19 protein-coding genes are annotated in these 19,708 nt (G+C 43.9%); 11 read left to right on the forward strand and 8 right to left on the reverse strand.

Annotated elements, in window-relative coordinates; all coding sequences use genetic code 11:
- Positions 1–313 precede the first annotated feature (313 nt).
- The gene (locus tag ACED59_RS16690; protein ID WP_012604363.1) at positions 314–1,528 is read right to left on the reverse strand and encodes a putative manganese transporter; all 1,215 of its coding nucleotides are present in this window, start codon (positions 1,526–1,528) and stop codon (positions 314–316) included.
- A 201-nt stretch (positions 1,529–1,729) separates the two neighbouring features.
- On the opposite strand from ACED59_RS16690, the gene ACED59_RS16695 reads away from it, so the two are divergent.
- Both ACED59_RS16695 and ACED59_RS16700 read left to right on the forward strand, forming a co-directional pair.
- A complete protein-coding gene (locus tag ACED59_RS16695; RefSeq protein ID WP_017098170.1) occupies positions 1,730–2,635 on the forward strand; it encodes a manganese-dependent inorganic pyrophosphatase in 906 nt (301 codons plus the stop codon).
- Between the two features lie 149 nt (positions 2,636–2,784).
- Positions 2,785–3,174, forward strand: a complete 390-nt coding sequence (locus ACED59_RS16700) for a DUF2750 domain-containing protein (RefSeq protein ID WP_004734596.1) — start codon at positions 2,785–2,787, stop codon at positions 3,172–3,174.
- Between the two features lie 93 nt (positions 3,175–3,267).
- On the opposite strand, the gene ACED59_RS16705 is transcribed toward ACED59_RS16700, so the two are convergent.
- From ACED59_RS16705 to pspF, 7 genes are all read right to left on the reverse strand, one after another.
- Complete coding sequence (locus ACED59_RS16705) at positions 3,268–4,047, reverse strand: DUF2927 domain-containing protein (RefSeq protein WP_017098171.1); 780 nt, start codon at positions 4,045–4,047, stop codon at positions 3,268–3,270.
- 36 nt (positions 4,048–4,083) lie between these two features.
- A complete protein-coding gene (locus ACED59_RS16710; protein WP_009848782.1) occupies positions 4,084–4,866 on the reverse strand; it encodes an ATP-binding cassette domain-containing protein in 783 nt (260 codons plus the stop codon).
- Complete coding sequence (locus ACED59_RS16715) at positions 4,863–5,864, reverse strand: oligopeptide/dipeptide ABC transporter ATP-binding protein (protein WP_009848781.1); 1,002 nt, start codon at positions 5,862–5,864, stop codon at positions 4,863–4,865. The genes ACED59_RS16710 and ACED59_RS16715 overlap by 4 nt, the downstream gene beginning before the upstream one ends.
- Complete coding sequence (gene sapC, locus ACED59_RS16720) at positions 5,864–6,751, reverse strand: putrescine export ABC transporter permease SapC (RefSeq protein WP_009848780.1); 888 nt, start codon at positions 6,749–6,751, stop codon at positions 5,864–5,866. Before sapC ends, ACED59_RS16715 begins: the two co-directional genes overlap by 1 nt.
- Positions 6,738–7,700, reverse strand: a complete 963-nt coding sequence (locus tag ACED59_RS16725) for an ABC transporter permease subunit (protein ID WP_009848779.1) — start codon at positions 7,698–7,700, stop codon at positions 6,738–6,740. Before ACED59_RS16725 ends, sapC begins: the two co-directional genes overlap by 14 nt.
- Positions 7,700–9,322 carry an ABC transporter substrate-binding protein SapA gene (gene sapA / locus ACED59_RS16730; protein WP_017098172.1) on the reverse strand — a complete coding sequence of 541 codons (1,623 nt, stop codon included), beginning with the start codon at positions 9,320–9,322 and terminating at the stop codon, positions 7,700–7,702. Before sapA ends, ACED59_RS16725 begins: the two co-directional genes overlap by 1 nt.
- 102 nt (positions 9,323–9,424) lie before the next feature.
- Positions 9,425–10,447 (reverse strand): phage shock protein operon transcriptional activator, encoded by a 1,023-nt coding sequence (gene pspF / locus ACED59_RS16735; RefSeq protein ID WP_017098173.1) that lies wholly within the window; start codon positions 10,445–10,447, stop codon positions 9,425–9,427.
- 316 nt (positions 10,448–10,763) lie between these two features.
- Here pspF and pspA point away from each other — a divergent pair, with 316 nt between their 5' ends.
- From pspA to ACED59_RS16780, 9 genes are all read left to right on the forward strand, one after another.
- Entirely contained in the window at positions 10,764–11,435 is a 672-nt protein-coding gene (gene pspA, locus ACED59_RS16740) for a phage shock protein PspA (RefSeq protein ID WP_009848776.1), read from the forward strand.
- A gap of 15 nt (positions 11,436–11,450) precedes the next feature.
- Positions 11,451–11,684: an envelope stress response membrane protein PspB gene (pspB, locus tag ACED59_RS16745; protein WP_009848775.1), complete on the forward strand. Its 234-nt coding sequence runs from the start codon at positions 11,451–11,453 to the stop codon at positions 11,682–11,684.
- Positions 11,677–12,063, forward strand: a complete 387-nt coding sequence (gene pspC / locus ACED59_RS16750; protein ID WP_032499058.1) for an envelope stress response membrane protein PspC — start codon at positions 11,677–11,679, stop codon at positions 12,061–12,063. Before pspB ends, pspC begins: the two co-directional genes overlap by 8 nt.
- A gap of 157 nt (positions 12,064–12,220) precedes the next feature.
- Positions 12,221–13,255 carry an efflux RND transporter periplasmic adaptor subunit gene (locus ACED59_RS16755; RefSeq protein WP_029223131.1) on the forward strand — a complete coding sequence of 345 codons (1,035 nt, stop codon included), beginning with the start codon at positions 12,221–12,223 and terminating at the stop codon, positions 13,253–13,255.
- A 1-nt stretch (position 13,256) separates the two neighbouring features.
- Positions 13,257–14,342, forward strand: a complete 1,086-nt coding sequence (locus ACED59_RS16760) for an efflux RND transporter periplasmic adaptor subunit (RefSeq protein WP_009848772.1) — start codon at positions 13,257–13,259, stop codon at positions 14,340–14,342.
- Positions 14,335–17,445: an efflux RND transporter permease subunit gene (locus ACED59_RS16765; RefSeq protein ID WP_017098175.1), complete on the forward strand. Its 3,111-nt coding sequence runs from the start codon at positions 14,335–14,337 to the stop codon at positions 17,443–17,445. Before ACED59_RS16760 ends, ACED59_RS16765 begins: the two co-directional genes overlap by 8 nt.
- 78 nt (positions 17,446–17,523) lie before the next feature.
- The gene (locus tag ACED59_RS16770) at positions 17,524–18,090 is read left to right on the forward strand and encodes a DNA-3-methyladenine glycosylase I (protein ID WP_009848770.1); all 567 of its coding nucleotides are present in this window, start codon (positions 17,524–17,526) and stop codon (positions 18,088–18,090) included.
- Between the two features lie 109 nt (positions 18,091–18,199).
- Positions 18,200–19,222 (forward strand): winged helix-turn-helix domain-containing protein, encoded by a 1,023-nt coding sequence (locus ACED59_RS16775; RefSeq protein WP_017098176.1) that lies wholly within the window; start codon positions 18,200–18,202, stop codon positions 19,220–19,222.
- Positions 19,213–19,686 (forward strand): hypothetical protein, encoded by a 474-nt coding sequence (locus ACED59_RS16780; protein ID WP_017098177.1) that lies wholly within the window; start codon positions 19,213–19,215, stop codon positions 19,684–19,686. The genes ACED59_RS16775 and ACED59_RS16780 overlap by 10 nt, the downstream gene beginning before the upstream one ends.
- Positions 19,687–19,708: the final 22 nt, after the last annotated feature.

The raw sequence follows: 19,708 nt of genomic DNA on the forward strand, positions 1-19,708 counted from the left end.
AGATTAAAGCTTGAATTAAAGCCCCTGTAAGCACTCTTACAGGGGCTTTTTGTTTTTCTAGCCTGTGTGCGGGATTTGTAATTAAGCATTGTCATAGCGCCAAGAGGGGGCGTTTTTGAGACCGGCTATAACGACGTGCCGTTTGGATAGGCTGTAGAACTATGAACTATGAACAATGAACAATGAACAATGAACAATGAAGCAGGAAGGGAGTGTAAAAAGAATCTGTTGTAAGGACTTAGGCAGACGGAAACAAAAAGGCCGATACAAAGTATCGACCTAATAGAGACCTATGGAATTGAATCAGCTTGAGTTAAATCTCGAACATAAACCAATAACCGTATGCACAGATTAATGCGGGTATGCCTGAATATAATGTGGCCACAAGAGCCGCTTTCGGTGCCATTGCGATAGCAGGGAATAAAGCATCACCATCATTTGAAATTGCGTTACCGACCTGAGCTGAAAGTGGCAGTGCACCTGAAAGGTAAAGGCTAGTGACCAACAATTGTGGACCACACCCCGGCAGTAAGCCCATCAACACACCCGCCAGGGGGAGCATCATCCCCCAGCTTGAGAATAGCGTCGCAAAATCGACATTTGCAAGCACAGAGCCAAACTCGAAGAAAAGAAAAGCCACCACCACCCATGCAGTGACAAAGTTTGTATCTTGAGCTGTTTTTTGTAGTGGGTGAGAACCTATACATTTTTCATCTTCACTTACGGCCGATTTGTAATCCTCAATTTCACGAGTAAGCCCCCACAAAAACATCGAGCTAATCAGTAAAATCGTTCCCGTCCATTCCATAGACATCTCAGGCAGTGTCAGCAACTGGTTTACATCGATTTGAAAAGAGCCAAGCAGGGCAACAGCGGCTCCCGGAATAATAAGCACAGACCATAGGTAACCCTGAAGGTTTATCGCTTTTTTAGAGACAGGGCTTTGACCTTGAGGTTGTGAGGTACAGCTGTTTTCCGCTTCATTTCTCTCTGCTTGTTTCGGGCGTAAAAAGTCGTCTGCGTGAAACAAGTTTATGATTCGTCCTGAGGCGGTACCCACGATTACACCCATCGCCATCATGGCTAAACCTGTTTTGGGTTCGCTAGCAATTAACAGGAAGGCCGCGTCACCCATGGTTGAGACGAGTACAGCCACGACCGCACCAAATCCGAGTTTGCCTGAAATAAATTGTGTGGTGACCACAATCGCTCCCCCACAGCCTGGCAATGCGCCCATTAGCGCGGCGAATACAACTTGGTTTGAACGAGATTGATGGACGAGCTTATTGAAGACGTTATCTTTGTTGATGTATAGACTTAACCAGTGGTAAATCGCTAGGGTTAGCGCAACGTAACATGACACTGCCCAGAAGGCGTCAGACAAGGTAGTGACCGTCAATTCTCGCGTAGCAGGAGCTGCAACTAACGCCGCAAGTGAAATAGGTAAAAGCAGGCGCTTAAAAGACAGTGAAAACTGAGTTGTTTTCGCAGCGCTGCTGCTTGGCAAAAAAGAGATTAGTCGATCCATAAGTGTCACTCAAAATTTGTGTATTAAGATAATCATATACGAATGATAATAATTATCAATTGCATTCGTTGTTTTTTTATCTTTTGTTACCATTGGCCAAACCCACGAAACATGACCAATCTAAAAAAATGAGGTAAAGTATGCCTAATAAAGAGAGACTCTAAAGGTAGAGTCATAATTGTTAGTGTAATAGGAAGAAACATGATTTTAGTTGTTGGTCACAAAAACCCTGATAGTGACAGTATTTGTAGTGCGTTAGTTGCAACTGAGCTTCTTAAAGCTCGTGGCGAGGAAGCGACACCAATTCGCCAAGGCGAGATCAACCGCGAAACTCAACACATTCTAGAAGTCGCTGGTGCTGAAAAGCCAGAACTTCGTACTTCTGTTGCTGGTGAAAAAATCTGGTTAGTAGACTACTCAGATCTTGCACAAGCACCAGACGATGTAGCTGATGCTGAGATCGTAGGTATTGTCGATCACCACCGTCTAGGTGACGTGATGACAGTTAACCCTATGGAAGCTTGGATCTGGCCTGTTGGCTGTACAAATACAGTACTTTTCAACATGTTTAAGATTGAAGGTCACGCTATCTCTCAACAAATCGCTAAACTGATGATGTCTGCAATTCTTTCAGACACAGTTGGTTTTGCTTCTCCAACATGTACTCAAAAAGACAAAGACGCGGTTGCTGAGCTTGCTGAAATCGTTGGCGTAACAGACGTTGATGCATTTATCAAAGCGCTTCTAATTGCTAAGACAAACATCGAAGGCCTATCTGCTGCACAGTTAGTAGAAAAAGACCTTAAAGGCTACCCATTCAACGGTCGTGATGTTGTCGTTGGTCAAGTTGAGCTTGCGACTCTTGAGCAAGTAGACGGCATGATCGAAGCGCTAGAAGCTGATCTTGAAGCGCGTTGTGAGAAAGATGGTCTAGCATTCGCTGCAGTAATGCTGACAGATATCACTACAGCTCAAACTCGTCTTCTATACAAAGGTGAGTGGGCTGATAAGCTGGTTAAATTCGAGAAAGACGGTGTATTGATGATGGAAAATACATTGAGCCGTAAGAAGCAAGGTTGGCCTTGGCTTCAAGGCGAGCTTGTTTAACCAAGTCGCTTAATTATAAACGCCTGCTAATTTAGCAGGCGTTTTTCTTTGAAGTAGGCTTTCTTCTTCATCGATAGTGTTTGAAGTTAAAAACACTCGGCATAAAATAGCTTTAAGAACATAGTTACTGACTAAAGTAGGAAATTGAGATGACTACACAGCTAGACGATAAAAAAATCGCTGAAATCAATAAGTATACGGGTGAGCAACGCCTGAAGTACTGTGTGAAAGAAATCGTAGCGAACCGTGAAGTATGGATCTTAACCGATGAACACGGTTGTGTAATGCTGAACACAGAAGATGAAGACTGTGTTCCTGTATGGCCAAATCAAGAGTTTGCGGAGTCTTGGGCGACGGGTGATTGGTCTGAGTGTAAAGCTGAGTCTATTTCACTAAACAAATGGCATAGCCGTTGGACTAACGGTCTAGAAGACGACGAGCTTGCAGTTGTTGTGTTCCCGAACGAACAGGAAGAAGGTGTTATCTTGTTCCCGGATGAGTTCGACTTCGAGCTGAAGAAGCAGGCTGCTAAGCGCTAATTCTCTCGTCAAATTGTAAGCCAGCGTTGTCTTACCTCGGGCAACGCTGTTGTTCTATTCTTCCCTTCTAAGCTACTTTCCAACGTATTTTCGTCAATACCCAATAAGTTGATACAAAGGCGCTTGCTGTGCTGCTTTAGAAGCTTGCTGAAGTACACCTGTTTTGCTGTATCTTTTCAGTATTTTTCGCACAACTGGTTTTGCCTGTTCTTTTGTCATTCCCACTTTCAATTGAGGCTCATACAGTAGCTTTAGCAGCACTACATCTAAGGGGGATAACAAGTCTTCTGGCGTGTGATCATTGAAAATAGAAGGGTAGGCTTTATCTGAGTCATTGGGTAACCCAAGTACCTGTGTGATCTCTTCAACAATACATGCGACCAGCTTTCCTCTTGCTCTCGCTTGATCTACTGGGATCACAATTCCTGCATATACAATCTCCCCTTTGGAATTAGTTCGATAACCTGCAGTGCAGATAGCGCTGTTTAGATGCTGTGTCGATTTCAGTTTGAGTACAGTTTTGGCTTCAGCTATCCACTGACTCTGCCTTGTGTATATCCATTTAACGTTTGCATCCGATTCTCGTGTGACGATTTTAATCGGATGTTGGGTGACTTGCGATAGGTGCTGGACGTGTAATTCGGTGAGTTCTTGATGAAGCTCTTCGTCGCCGACTCGGTGATCGATCCATATCTTAATAGGTTGTTTCCATTTAGCGAGGAGCTTGTCGCCTTGTGAATATTCGTGTTGAAGTGCGACGTGATAAAAGGCAGTTTCGACGAAGGTTCTATCTAGCCATGTGAGTGGTGTGCTTGCTGCATTAAAGGACAGCAGCGCCAACAAGAGGGAAAGCATTGAAGCTCTTGGTAACATATCTTTCCCCTTTGCGGAATATAGCGCGATCACCGATTAATGGCTTGGTGCTTTATAGAAGTGGCTCTCAACTAACCTTTGTGTGATTTGGTGAGTTGGGTTAGTCAGTACTTCATGTGTTTCGCCACTTTCAACCACATTGCCTTCGTGCATGACGATGATCTTATCTGTGATGTGTTTAACAATGCCGATGTGTTGAGAAACATAAACGAACGATACGCCCATCTCTTCTTGAAGTTCTAGGAACAGATTGATGATTTGCGAACGCATCGCCATATCCAAACCATTCAACGCTTCATCAGCAACAATGATGGAAGGCTGAAGTATCAAAGCGCGAGCCAAACAAACCCTCTGCTTCTGGCCTGCAGCAAGCATCTGAGGATAGAAGTAAGCATGTTCTGGTAGAAGCCCAACACGTAATAATGTGTCCTTTACGCGGCGCATGCGGGCTTCTGGTGGCATGTTGGTATTTCGCTTCAATGGTCCTTCAAGGATTCGACCAATCTGGATGCGTGGGTTTAGCGAGGTGTTCGGATCTTGGAAGATCATTCGAATCAGTTTGCAGCGAGTTGAGTAGTCTTTGTGCTCTAGCTTTTCACCGTTCACTCGGATCTCACCTGCTGTTGGTTCCACCATACCCGCTAGCATTCTTGCTAATGTCGATTTCCCCGACCCATTCTGACCGATAAAACCAATAGTCTGTCCCGCTTCAAGGGAAAAGCTGACTGGCTTCACTGCCTGATGAATCTTTTTGCGGAAAAGACCAGAGCGAGTCGTAAAGTCTTTAGATAAATCACTGACCTCTAATAATGCACTCATGATTTCTTTTTCTTCTCCATATTCAGAGGGAAATGACAGTTAAATTTGTGGGTCTTTATACGTTTAGTATGCGGGATCTCGACACACTGTCTTTGCGCGTATGGACAACGTGGTCCAAGTCGACAACCAATCGGGAGGTGCTGCAGCGGCGGAATTGACCCTGGTAAAGATTGCAGTTTTTCTTTATGGGGAATCCAGTCGTTAAAATCGGGCATCGCTTTTAGCAGTGCAACGGTGTAAGGATGCTTTGGTACATCCAACAGTTTTGTCGTATCTGCAGACTCAACGGACTGACCGCAGTACATCACGGTTATTCGTGTCGCCCATTGAGTGATAGTCGTTAAATCGTGCCCAATGAGGAGAATTGTCGTGTTATGAAGTTGATTCATTCGGCTCAATAAGCGCAATATTTGAGACTGAGTAATCGGGTCTAAATCGTTGGTTGGCTCATCGGCAATTAGCACTTTTGGCTTGGCAGCGATCGCCATGGCGATCATGACTTTTTGACACTCACCATCGGTCAACTCATAAGAATAACTGTCCATTAGGTGAGAGTGATTTTTGATCCCCACTTTATGCAGTAATGCTATTGCTTGCTTTTTTCGCCACTTAAACCGTTGCCACCATCGACCTTCAAATGAACGCGAAGGAATCGCCTCTATTAGCTGGCGTCCCACTTTTTCGGAAGGGTCAAGACATGTCGATGGTTCTTGGAAGATCATCGCGATATCGCGAGCGATCACACGGCGTCGTTCTTTGGGCGTTAGTTGTAGCAGGTCGATATTGCCAAGGCGCATTCGGTCGGCAGACACTTTCCAGTTTTCTTTGCAAACACCAACGATCGCTTTTGCAACCAAGCTCTTACCAGAACCTGATTCACCTACTAAGCCACGAATTTCTCCCTCATTGAGGGTAATACTCATTCGATCTACTGCTTTAACCATCCCTTGAGGGGTCTCAATCTCGATGGTTAGATGTCGAATATCAAGTAACGGCATTATTCGATTCCTGCATTTAGCGCTTGGCGAACACCTTCACCGACAAGGTTAATCACGATCACTGTAAACATAATGGCTAAGCCGGGTAGAGTTACTGTCCATGGCGCAAGGTAAATCAGCTCTACAGAATCACCCAAAATTGAGCCCCATTCGGTACTTGGTGCTTGAGCGCCAAGCCCTAAGAAACCCAAGGCCGTGATATCAAGAATGGCGACTGACAATGCCAGTGTAATTTCAAGTGCCACTACAGTAAGAATATTAGGAAGGATTGAATTCCATAACAGGTAGAAGTCATTCGCACCATCAAGGCGAGAAGCCAAAATATAGTCTTTTTCTACTTCTGCATGCACGGCAATGTATACCGAACGAATAAAGCGTGGAATCAATGCCAAACATAAGGCTAGCAAGATATTAAACTCGCCAAAGCCAAGAAATGCCACGAAGATAATCGCAAGTAGCAACGACGGAATAGACATTACCGTGTCAAGCAAGTGGTTTAGCGTACTTGATAGCAACCCACGAGTCATACCTGCAAGTACGCCAATCAGACAACCGATGACTGCTGCGATAAAGGTAATCACTACTGCGGCACCAAATGTCAGCTGAGAGCCAATAATCAGACGGGATAGAATATCTCGGCCTAAATCATCAGTGCCTAGAAAATACTCAACTGTTCCAGCCGGATCCCAAGAAGGAGGTGTTAGTAGGTGCCCCGTCTGCTCTTGAGCATCATGTGGTGCTAGCCATGGTGAAGTGATGGTGATCAAAATGATCAAGACCAAACACCATAGTCCAAACATTGCGAGATTATTGCCACGGAAGCTGCGCCAGAAACGCTCGAATTGGGTTGGAATCTGTTCTTCTTGGTAGACGTTATTTGTTAGCATACCATTCCTTCCTTACCAGAGGATTGACCATCGCGCCCAGTAGATCGGACAGTATATTCGCGGTCAAAACCAAGGTTGCTACCACAATTACACCAGCTTGAATTGAAACGTAATCTTGATTGGATAATGCATCCAGCAACCAGCGGCCAATACCCGGCCAGTTAAAGATAGACTCGGTGATGATAGCGAGCGTTAACATACTGGAGAGTTGAACGCCGACCTTAGGAATAATCGGTGGTATTGCATTTCTTAATACATGTTGAGTGACGATCTCTCTTGTTGAAAGACCTTTGATTCGCGCGGCACGGATGTAGTTTTGAGCCATCACTTCAGCCACTGACGCTCTCATTAGTCGGATAACCTGGGTTGTTGGAGCGAGCGCCAAAACAAGACAAGGTAACGCCATATGGTCTATTACGCTCTGTAGGGCGTGTGCTCGATAGTTACCTTCGGCAAAGAAGGCATCAATCATTGCAAAGCCAGTCACGTGTTCAATTTCGTAAAGTAGATCGTATCGTCCCCCAACAGGGAACATCTCGAAGTGCAGTGAGAACACCATGATCATTAGCAATGCGACCCAAAATATAGGTGCTGAGTAGCCTGCCATTGAAGTAAACGATATAGTGGTATCAACAAACTTACCTTGTCTCATGCCGGCAATTGTGCCGAAAGGGATGCCGATAAACAGTGCGAGTAGAAAAGCAAAGAAGCACAATTCTAACGTCGCAGGGAATACCACGACAAGCTCTTCGATGATAGGAACACCGTGTTTGCTCAGGCCGAAATTCAGCGTCGATAATTCGGTGACGTAGCTAAGCCAGCCGGGCCAAAAATCTTGAATTGCCCAAGGTGAGGTTTGGTCTAATCGAAGTAGAGCAAAGCCCACCAAAGTCAGAATTCCAAGTGTAATAATGAATAAGTTTACACGTCTTAATGTATACCAAAACATCAGTTCACCTCCCTTCTGACTTGATCAAAAGGTTGAGCATTAAAAGGACTGCGTTTAAAACCTGTTAGCGAACGATCGTGCACACGGAATTGCACGCCATGAGCGAGAGGTATCACAGGAACTTCTTCATTAAGAATGTTTTGGGCTTGTCGATACAAGTTCACGCGATGCCTTTGTTGATTAATCTCTAATGCCAAGTCGAGAAGGAAATCAAAGTCTGAGTTGCACCACATAGAGACGTTTAATCCCGCGCGTTCCGAACTACATGATAGAAGTGGACGCAAGAAGTTGTCTGGGTCGCCCGTACTGCCAATCCAACCTGTGAGTAACAAATCTGTTGAGGAAATTGAAGACAGCTGTGTTCGGTCAAATCGATCGTCGGTATAGAGTTTCAATTCAATACCAATATCAGCCAAGTTTGCTTGGATCAGTTCTGCCGTTTTTCTTGGACTTGGATTGTATGCGCGTGGCTCTAGTGGCACCCACATTGAAAGCTCTAACCCTGGTTCTACACCGGCCTCTCTAAGAAGTGCGATCGCATAGTTTCGATCATAGCGAACTTGAACGCTGTCTTTTTGATAAGCCCAAGAAGTAGGGGGAAGTAACGTGTAGGCTTTTGTACCTGTACCGTAGTACACAGAATCAAGAATGTTCTGACGGTTAATAGCCAAGTTCAATGCTTTACGTACTCGTGAGTCACGCAATGCAGGGTGTTCTGTGTTTAGCGCGATGAAAGAGACATTTACTGCAGGTGTGGCAGAAATCTTCAACTCTTCATGAGCTTGAATAATAGGGATCTGGCTAGAAATTGGTGAGTTCAACACGTCACACTCACTGCGGAGAAGCTTGGCAAGTGTGCCTGTACCGCGTTGTGAAGTATCAAATACAACTTGGTCCATTTGTACTTCACCCTTCCAGTAATGCATGTTCTTTTTCAAGCGTACAAGATCATTAATTTGATATTCATCCAAGTAGAAAGGGCCTGTGCCTACGGGCTTGGAGTCTATTTCATTTTTTTCATCTGTGGTAATCAGCTTGTTGGCATATTCTTTGGAGTGAATGACCGCATAGCTGGTGGCGATATTGTTAAGAAATGAATTATCTGGGCGACTTAACTGGAACTTCACCGTTAGGTCATCCACCGCCGTGATTTCAACTATCAGGTTTTGAAAGTCTATGCCAGCGAACCATGGATATAAACCGCCACCCACATAATGAAATGGGTTTGAAGTATCAATGATACGTTCAAAACTAAAGACCACATCCTGTGCATTCATGCTGCGGGTTGGGGTAAACCAATCTGTGGTTTGAAACGCAACATTTGGGCGCAGTTTGAAAGTGTACTCTGTACCTGATTTATCGACAGACCAGCTTGTTGCCAAGTTCTGTTTTGGTCGGTAAGTCATAGGATCAAGAGTGAGCAGGGTATCGAAAATTTGAGGGCTCAGCGACTCTGAGGTAATGCCACTATCAACCAATTGTGGATTGAAGGTACTAGGATTACCTTGGCCGCAATAAATGAAGCCTTTTTCACGGATTTGCTCGTGAGTGACACTTTCACCACATCCAGCTAAAAAGCCAAGCGTGCAGATGCTAAGTGATAGTCTTATTAGTGCTTTCATAAAAAGAAATACTTTTCGAAACGAGGCGTTAGAGGAGCCTCAAGATCCCGACAATTTAACATTTTATTTATTCGGCTCCAAATAATAATCAAGTGTGGGCAGCTATTTATCGTTCGCTTGTCCTACAATCGCGTACTTCCTCACCATTCCACGTAATTGGTTGTAGGTTAACCCAAGTAATTCTGCTGCTTGTTTCTGGTTATACTTGCTCTGTTTTAGAGCTTGATTGAGTAATTTAATGTCTTGCTGTTCTTGCCATGCTTTGTAATCAAGCGGCAAAGAAAATGAGCGCTCTAATGGAGTATGGCTGTTGGACAGATCATTGCCAGTTTCGTGCGTGGAATCTTGATCTATTTTCCATGTTGGTTTGAAGGGGTTAAACACCAAAGATTCAATAGTATATGGATCTTTACCGTGCTGGTAGATAGCTCGTTCAACGACGTTTTTGAGTTCTCTCACATTTCCCGGCCAAGAATAATCCAATAGTGCCTCAACAGCAGATGGAGTAAAACCGACAAACAGCTCCAATTCTAACTCTCGACACATCTTAATGGCGTAGTATTCTGCTAGCAGCGTGATGTCTTCTTTTCGTTCGCGAAGAGGTGGGATAGTAATGACATCAAACGCCAGTCTATCTAATAAATCGGGTCTGAATTCGCCTTTTAACGCCATGTCTGGTAAGTCAGCATTGGTCGCACACACCAGTCTTACATTGGCACTTAGCGCCTTTTGTCCGCCGACACGCTCATATTGCCCGTATTCAATAACACGCAATAGCTTCTCTTGAACGGCAAGGGGGGTGGTCGCTAGTTCATCTAAGAACAGAGTTCCACCTTCAGCCCTTTCAAAACGACCTTGATGACGACCTTTTGAACCGGTAAAAGAACCTGATTCATGACCAAATAACTCTGAATCAATCAACCCTTCGCTAAGGGTTGAGCAGTTCAGTGAGATCAATGGCTGGTCCCAGCGCCTTGAAAGGTAATGCAGCCTTTGAGCGATTAACTCTTTACCTGTACCACGCTCCCCGATGATCAGAATCGGTCTTTCGATTGGTGCGAGTTGAGACACTTTATCCAAAACAGAGAGAAAACTAGGGGATTCACCAATGAGATTCTGCTGCATAATGGGTCCTTGTATGGTCTGATTTCCAATGGGCATGATATAGAGAGCTTTATTTACATCACTTGATGTAAATAGCATTAGTCACAAAGCTGTGGTGGTGAAAAATACCAATACTTGGCTAAATTCATCATAGCATGGTTCGGGTTAATCACCATTTTATTGTAAGTGTTTGATAAACAATGGCTTAAAAGTTGGCACGCTACTTGGATTACTTATGGTAGGTTTAACAACAAACGTAGATTTTTGAGCAAGTGGATTGAGAAATCGAAAAACGATTTAAAACCTATTTGCCATTATTGCAATTAAGGAGTTTCTTATGGGTATTTTTTCTCGCTTTGCAGACATTGTAAATTCAAACATCAGTGCACTATTAGATAAGGCTGAAGATCCTGAAAAGATGATTCGCCTCATTATTCAAGAAATGGAAGACACGCTGGTTGAGGTTCGTACTAACTCAGCAAAAGCTATTGCAGACAAGAAAGAGCTAGCACGTAAAGTTGAAGCTATCGAAACTCAGATTCTAGATTGGCAGAATAAAGCGACACTAGCCCTGACTAAACAACGTGAAGATCTGGCTAGAGCGGCACTAATCGAAAAGCAAAAACTTGAAGATATCATCAAGGGCCTTCATACCGAGCAAACTTTGGTTCATGAAACCATCGAAAAACTAACCAGTGAGATCGGTAAGCTTGAAACCAAAATCGCCGAGACTCGTGCAAAACAGCAAGCACTAATGATTCGCAATAATGCAGCAAGCAATCGTCGCGATGTTCAAAAACATCTGCATTCAAGCAAAACCAACGAAGCAATGGCGAAGTTTGAGCAATTCTCACGTAAAGTGGATGAATTAGAAGCTGAAGCTGACGTTTACGCAAAAACCGGTAACGCAAAATCTTTAGACCAAGAGTTTGCAGAACTACAAGCTCAAGACGAGATTGAAAAAGAGCTGGCGAAACTGAAGCAACAAGTTGAAAACCGCGATAAATAATTTTAGGAGTTGTCTATGTCAACATTTCTAATTGCAGGTCCACTGATTGTCTTTTTGATCTTCGTGGCACCGCTATGGTTATTCTTACACTACCGCAGCAAGAAGAAATCCAGCAATGGTCTTTCAGAAACGGATCTTCAGCGTCTGCATAAGCTTTCTGAGCAAGCTGAGTCGATGCAAGACCGAGTGAAAACGTTAGAAAAAATACTGGATGCGGAGTCACCTAACTGGAGACGAAACTATGAGTAGAGAACTGTATCGCGATCCGATTAACGGTAAATTGTCTGGCGTGTGTGCCGGATTAGCGAACTATTTTGGCCTTGAAGTTTGGTTGGTTCGTATCTTAGTGATCTCAGCCGCACTGCTAGGTGGTAGCTTTTTGGTGTTATTAGCGTATTTAGCTTTGACATTTATGCTTGAAAAACAACCACCTCAATATGTCGATCAGATGAAAGCCAAACAAGAGCACACACTCAAGCAAAAACCCTGGGAAAAAGGGCAAACAGCAGAGTCTTTGTTGGGCACTTTAGAGGGCGATTTCCAGACGTTAGAGACCAGTGTACGCAATATGGAAGCGTATGTGACTTCGGACACTTTTAAAGTCGACCGTGCATTTAAGAACATGTAGTGGTCAAGCCTCAAAAAGATTAGATAACGGTTTAGGAAAATTTATCCCAAGCCGTTATTTTTTTTAATAATTTTGTCTAAATAAATCTTACGATAACTGGTAAGTTACATGTGATTAATCTATGTTAATAAAATATTTATAGATATGGATGATCGCAATGTACAAAGCCTCCCTAGTCCTATTGGTGACCTTATCCGGGTTATCTGGGTGTGGTAAGGAGCTCCCTCCGGTTCCAGAACCCGAATCACGACCAGCCAAACTCTTCACCGTCTCGGTCGGTAACAATGCCTTCGAACGAAATTTTCCTGCGACTACTGAAGCGGGCGATAAAGCCGTATTGGCATTTCGAGTCCCCGGTTTACTAAAAACGATCGATGTCACTGCGGGGCAACAGGTCTCCAAAGGTGATGCATTGGCAACGCTTAATCCTGATGAGTATCAGTTGCTAGAAAAGCAGGCAAGAGCTAACTTCAAACTTGCCGATGTGCAATACCAACGTTCCATCAAGCTACGTAAGGATAGAGTGGTTTCTGAGCAAGATTTTGACCAAGCGAAAGCAAATCATAACTCTGCAAGAGCGGTTTTAAATCAAGCAAAAGCTAATCTTCGCTACACCACACTCGTTGCGCCATATGATGGTACTATTTCTATTATTCCTGCTGAAAACCACGAATACATCGCGGCTAAGCAAGGTGTAATGAATATCCAAACGAATCAGATCCTCAAAGTTGTCTTCTTATTGCCTGATCAATTAATTGCACGCTTTTCTGCAGGGTTTGAGACAGACGCAACTATGGTATTCGATGCCTTCCCTGAACATTCTTATGTCCTCACCTTTCAAGAAGTCGATACCGAAGCCGATCCTAAAACCGGTTCATACAAGGTCACTATGGTAATGGAGAGACCGACTGATATAGGGATCCTGCCGGGTATGTCTGGCACGGTTAACCTTGTTTCTTCACAAGCAGCGGCGACAAAAATTCCAACCTCAGCAATGATGACCAATGGAGATGATGTCTCAGTATGGCGCGTTAACAACGATGGTATCGTCGAAGAAGTCGCGATAGTCATTGATGAAAAACGTCATATTATTTCGGGTCTTAACGACGGAGATCGCGTTGTGACCTCGGGCGTTAATGGATTAGAAACTGGTGTCAAAGTTCGTGAGTGGATCAAGGAAAGGGGGCTCTAACATGAAGACAGTATCAAAAGCCATCGGCCTATCATGTTTGGCGTTGTTGACAGCCTGTAAAGACAAAGGTGTCACTGAAGTCGAAAAGCTTCCTCTTGTTAAAGCCATTGAAATCTCCGTCTTAGACTTTAACGATAAACTCTATTTTCCAGCAGTGGCTAATGCTGCTGAGAAAGCGCACCTAAGTTTCCGTGTCGCTGGTGAGATTTTTAAACTTGATGTCAAAGAAGGTGAACAAGTTAAAAAGGGTGATGTTCTTGCCGAGTTAGATCCAACAGATTATCAGTTGGACGTTGATAACGCTCAAGCTCGATACACAGTGATTAACAGCCAATACAGACGTTCAAGTCCGTTGGTCAAAAAGGGGTTATTGGCTAAGTCTCAATTCGATGAGATTGCCGCTCAGCGTCAAATCGCTTATGCCGAGTTAGAATTGGCAAAACTGCGTTTGTCATTTACTAAGCTTCGCGCACCGGTTGATGGAATTATCTCTCGTGTCAGTGTTGACCAATACGAAAATATTCAGGTTGGCCAACAGATTGTGAATATTCACAGTGTTGAGGATGTTGAAGTTGTTATCCAATTGCCTGACCAAATCTATGTAAATCAACCAAATGAAGCGACTATCTCGAATATTGAGGCAGTAGTTAGAGTTCCAAGTGGGAATGAATACAGTGCGGGGATAAAAGAGTTTACGACTGAACCCGATCCAAACACAGGTACATTTACCGTCACGCTTGCTTTGCCTATGCCAGAAGATGATTTGATTCTTGACGGTATGGCCGTTGAGGTCACGTCAAATGGGCGTGATATCGGGTTGAAATTAAAAGCCGGCGTACTTATTCCTATTGAGGCTGTGTTCAATGCCGATGGGGATGAGTTAACTCGTCAAAACTCTTACGTGTGGATTCTTAATGACGACAATACAGTATCTAAACAGCAAGTCGTATTAGGCAAAGCGAATCAGAAAACATTGCAGATAATCAAAGGATTAGAAATGGGGCAGCATGTCGTTGTTGCAGGCGTATCGCGATTGCGAGATGGGATGACAGTGGAAGTATTGTCTCAGGAGACGAACAATGAGTGAAGTCAATAACAAACCCCAAAGTGATGATCAACAGGGTGATGACCAAATCACTGGAGTGGCGGCTTATTTTATACGAAATAAGGTCATTAGCTGGATGCTATCACTGATCTTTCTTATTGGTGGTGTGTCTGCATTCTTTGGTTTGGGCCGTTTAGAAGATCCTGCCTTTACCATCAAAGATGCCATGGTAGTGACCTCTTATCCGGGAGCGACGCCTCAGCAAGTGGAAGAGGAAGTGACTTACCCATTAGAGAAAGCGATTCAACAGCTTACCTATGTTGATGAAGTTAACTCTATCTCTAGTCGTGGCCTGTCTCAGGTTACGGTAACGATGAAGAATAATTACGGCCCTGATGATCTTCCACAAATTTGGGATGAACTTCGACGTAAAGTGAATGATTTGAAAGGTCAACTTCCACCCGGGGTAAATGACCCTCAAGTCATAGACGATTTTGGTGATGTTTACGGTATTTTGCTTGCCGTAACGGGGGACGGTTACAGTTACAAAGAGTTACTTGATTACATTGATTACCTAAGGCGAGAGCTAGAACTTGTTGATGGGGTCAGTAAAGTCTCGGTATCCGGCCAACAGCAAGAGCAAGTGTTCATTGAGATATCGATGAAACGGATCAGCTCTCTGGGTTTGTCTCCAAATACTGTATTTAACCTTTTATCCACTCAAAATATTGTTTCAAGTGCAGGTGCTGTAAGGATTGGTGACGAGTACATTCGAATCCATCCAACAGGAGAGTTCCAGAATGTTGAACAGCTCGGTGATTTGATTCTTACGGAAGGTGGCGCTCAAGGGCTTATCTATCTAAAAGATGTGGCGAATGTAACTCGTGGTTATGTTGAAGTGCCTACTAACATCATTGGCTATAACGGGAAGCTCGCACTTAACCTTGGTGTTTCTTTTGCACAAGGCGTGAACGTGGTCGCAGTGGGCGAAGCCTTTGACCGAAGGCTCGCCGAGCTGAAATACCAACAGCCCGTAGGTATTGACATATCAGAGGTTTATAACCAACCCAAAGAAGTCGATAAGTCAGTTAGTGGATTTGTAGTGAGTTTAGGACAAGCGGTTGCGATCGTAATCGTAGTGTTACTGTTCTTTATGGGGTTACGCTCTGGCCTGTTGATTGGTTTGATACTGCTGTTGACCGTATTCGGTACCTTCATTTTCATGCAGTACTTCAAGATCGACCTTCAACGTATTTCATTGGGCGCGTTGGTTATCGCGCTGGGGATGCTGGTGGATAATGCCATTGTGGTGGTGGAAGGGATATTGATCGGCACGCAGAAGGGGCGAACCCGAATGCAGGCCGCTACAGATATTGTGACCCAAACTAAATGGCCACTGCTTGGTGCAACGGTTATTGCGGTCACCGCTTTTGCTCCAATTGGTTTGTCTGAAGACTCGACGGGCGAATATTGTGGCACCTTGTTCACGGTTCTACTTATCTCCTTGATGCTGAGTTGGTTTACGGCCATCTCACTCACGCCATTCTTTGCCGATATGTTCTTCAAAGGTCAAAAGGTTGACCCAGATAGTGAAGGTAAAGACCCATACAACGGGATGGTTTTTGTTATCTATAAAAACTTCCTTGAGTTTTGTATGAAGCGTGCGTGGTTAACCATGTTTGTGTTGGTCATTGGTTTAGGCGCGAGCGTTTATGGTTTTGGCTTCGTAAAACAAGCCTTTTTCCCATCTTCAACCACGCCGATGTTCCAAGTTGATGTCTGGATGCCGGAAGGTACGGATATTCGAGCGACCAACACCAAACTGAAAGTACTGGAAAGTTGGTTAGCAGAGCAGGACGAAGTTGAACATATCACGACAACGGCGGGTAAAGGTCTGCAACGTTTCATGCTGACTTATGCGCCAGAGAAAAGTTATAGCGCATACGGTGAGATAACGGTTCGTGTGAAGAGTTATGAAGTACTTGAAGGTTTGATGTTGCGCTTTCGTGAGCATGTAAACGGCCAGTTCCCTGAAATTAATTACAAACTTAAACAGATCGAATTAGGTCCTGGTGGCGGTGCTAAAATTGAAGCGCGAATTGTGGGTTCTGATCCAACGGTTTTACGTTCAATCGCAGCTCAAGTTATGGACATCATGCGTGCTGACAATGGGTCGTTTAACGTTCGTCACGATTGGCGTGAAAGAACTAAGGTACTGGAACCTCAGTTCAACGAAAGCCAAGCGCGTCGTTATGGTATTACCAAATCTGACGTTGATGATTTCCTAGCGATGTCTTTCTCTGGTAAGTCGATTGGTGTGTATCGTGATGGTACTACGCTGATGCCTATTGTGGCTCGTTTACCTGAAGATGAGCGAATTGATATTCGCAACATCGAAGGTATGAAGATTTGGAGCCCGGCATTAAGTGAATACATCCCACTACAACAAGTAACACTAGGCTACGAATTGGAATGGGAAGATCCACTGATCATCCGTAAGAACCGTAAGCGTATGCTGACGGTAATGGCGGATCCTGACCTACTGGGTGAAGAGACAGCATCAACTTTACAGAAACGCTTACAGCCACAAATAGAAGCGATTGAGATGCCACCGGGTTATTCATTGGAATGGGGTGGTGAATACGAGTCGTCAGCTGACGCTCAAGCGTCACTGTTCACAACTATGCCGTTAGGCTACTTGTTCATGTTCTTAATCACGGTGTTCTTGTTTAATTCGGTGAAAGAGCCCCTGATTGTTTGGTTAACGGTACCACTCGCCTTGATAGGGGTAACGACAGGCTTGCTAGCCTTGAATACACCGTTCGGTTTTATGGCACTTCTGGGCTTCTTGAGTTTGTCTGGAATGCTTCTGAAGAACGGTATCGTACTGCTTGATCAAATTGAGATTGAGATGAAGTCAGGTAAAGACCCATATATAGCGGTTGTTGATGCGGCATTGAGTCGTGTACGTCCTGTATGTATGGCGGCTATCACAACGATTCTCGGTATGATTCCATTGTTACCGGATATCTTCTTCAAGCCAATGGCGGTAACCATCATGTTTGGTTTGGGCTTCGCCACCGTACTGACGCTAATCGTGGTACCTGTGCTGTATCGTCTATTCCATAAAATTGAAGTCTCGTAAGACGAGTGAGTCTTTGAATTAATGCCCCTGTTTAGGGGCATTATCATTTCTGAGTGATTTAAAATAGGTAGCAATAACATGGAAACAAACACTGAAGGTAGAACGTGTGCATGGGCACTGAAGCACGAACTGGAAAGGGAGTACCACGACGCAGAGTGGGGCGTGCCTGTTTATGATGACCAAGTTCTGTTTGAGTTCATTACTTTAGAAGGCGCTCAGGCGGGCCTGAGTTGGATTACGATCCTTAAAAAGCGCGAAGGCTATCGTGCTGCCTTTGATAATTACGATCTAAACAAGTTAGCCGAATTGAATGAAGACAATGTGCCACACGTCATAGAGAACTTTGATGTGGTTAAGCATAAAGGCAAGATTGCCTCTGTGTATAACAACGCTCGAGCAACGCTTGAACTGCAGAAAGAGTTTGGTTCTCTTTCAAACGCCTTATGGCAATTTGTCGATAACAAGGTGATCGAAAACCACTGGATTGAGATGACTCAAGTTCCCGCTTCTACCGAGCAATCCAAAGCGATGAGTAAGTTTTTGAAGAAGAGAGGCTTTAAGTTTGTTGGGGAAACAATCTGTTACGCGTTAATGCAAGCGACAGGTATGGTTAATGACCATTTAGAAGGTTGCCCACATAAATAAAGGTGTTATTTCTCGACGCGAAATAATTGTGTGTAAATTGAAAAATTCACTGGTCATTTATAAACTTTTCAATATTATATGCGACCAAATTCAAATGTAGACAACGATAGTGAATCAACAAAACTACCAAATATGTGATGCTAACTATGATCCCTTGCTTAGGCAGTTTATGCGTGAGGATGGCCACGTAGAAACTATCGCGCCGCTAGAAGGTAAAGTGTTCCTATTCTTGCTTGAAAATACAGGCGAATGCATTGAGCGAGGCCTGATCTTTGATAGATGTTGGGGGGATGTGATTGTCTCTGAGCAAGCGTTGACCAACGTGATATCTAAGCTTAGAAAAACACTGAACAGAGTGACTTGTGGTTGCGCCACGATTCGTACCGTCAGTAAAATGGGGTATTCTCTGGAGATAGAGGAATCATCTCAACCTCAAAATACAGAGCCTAAAGCGACAGTCCCTGAGGCGGATTTAGTATCAGAGTCTCCTCAAACGATAGGATTATCGCAAGCCGAACTTAACCCATCATCAATAACGACAAATCAAACACAAACCTCAGGCGAGTCACCTGAGAAAAAGCCGCAAGATGAGCAGGCTCATGTTATGCCTGCATCAGTAACACAAAGCGTTGAAGGCGACATGGAAATGCCATTGTCCACAGTTAGCCCGAGAGGTTCAGTCAACGCGGTACCACCTAGCTTTAAGCTTTTTGTTCATCGTCATTTAGCCTGCGTGGGCTACTTTTTAGCCTTTACCTGTGTGTTGATCTCTTTGTTTAATATATTTCAGGCTTACTATCAGCCATTGCCATACTTTGTTGATAAAAGTGAGTATCACGACAGCTTCGTAGATGAAACTAATCACTACTTTTTCCATATTGTTCGCAATGAAGCCTACTCGTTGCCTGCGATCACTGAGAGACTGATACAAGTTATACCTAGCCACTGTAATGTTGATGTTTTTGTTCGCATTTATCCATCTGTCAACCAACCTGAAAATGATGCTTTGTATATGCTAATTGAGAGAAAGGATGGCGAAGCTCTTAATTACTTGTCATCTATTTTTGAAGTTGAGTCATCTTTTGATTCGTTTGTGAATTACATGGCTCAAAGGAGTTACTTTTGCGAATAATTGGTTTGCTATTGGTATTAGCACTCACAGCTGCAAGTTTCATGATTGATAGAAACGTACTCGCGGGCACTCGTTGGCACTGTAAAACCATCAAAACGGGCTTTATGACGCAGGCATTTCAACCTTATCAATCGTTGTATGAACGTATGACTTTTACCTTCCAATCAGACAATACGTTTATGATTGCAGAGGCGGTAAAGATTGAAGAGAAGGATGGTCAGGTGAGTAAATTGGAGCACCACTCCTCAGGTCGTTATTCGTTAGAAGATGGCGAGTTGTCTATCTCTATCATTGATTATTCGCCGACAACTGAAACTGATGACCCTGTGATTAATCGAGAGTATAGCTCGTATAAGGGGCTGAATATTGATTACTCAGTTGTTGTCACCGATGACTCACTCTATTTATTTAATAAAAATCGTTTCGAAATTTTTAATTGGGTATGTTTTAAGGTTCAGAAGTAGTCATATAACTTCTACACCAAGA

Origin of the sequence: Vibrio sp. FF266, assembly GCF_041439695.1 — a bacterium.
Taxonomy (GTDB): domain Bacteria; phylum Pseudomonadota; class Gammaproteobacteria; order Enterobacterales; family Vibrionaceae; genus Vibrio; species Vibrio tasmaniensis_A.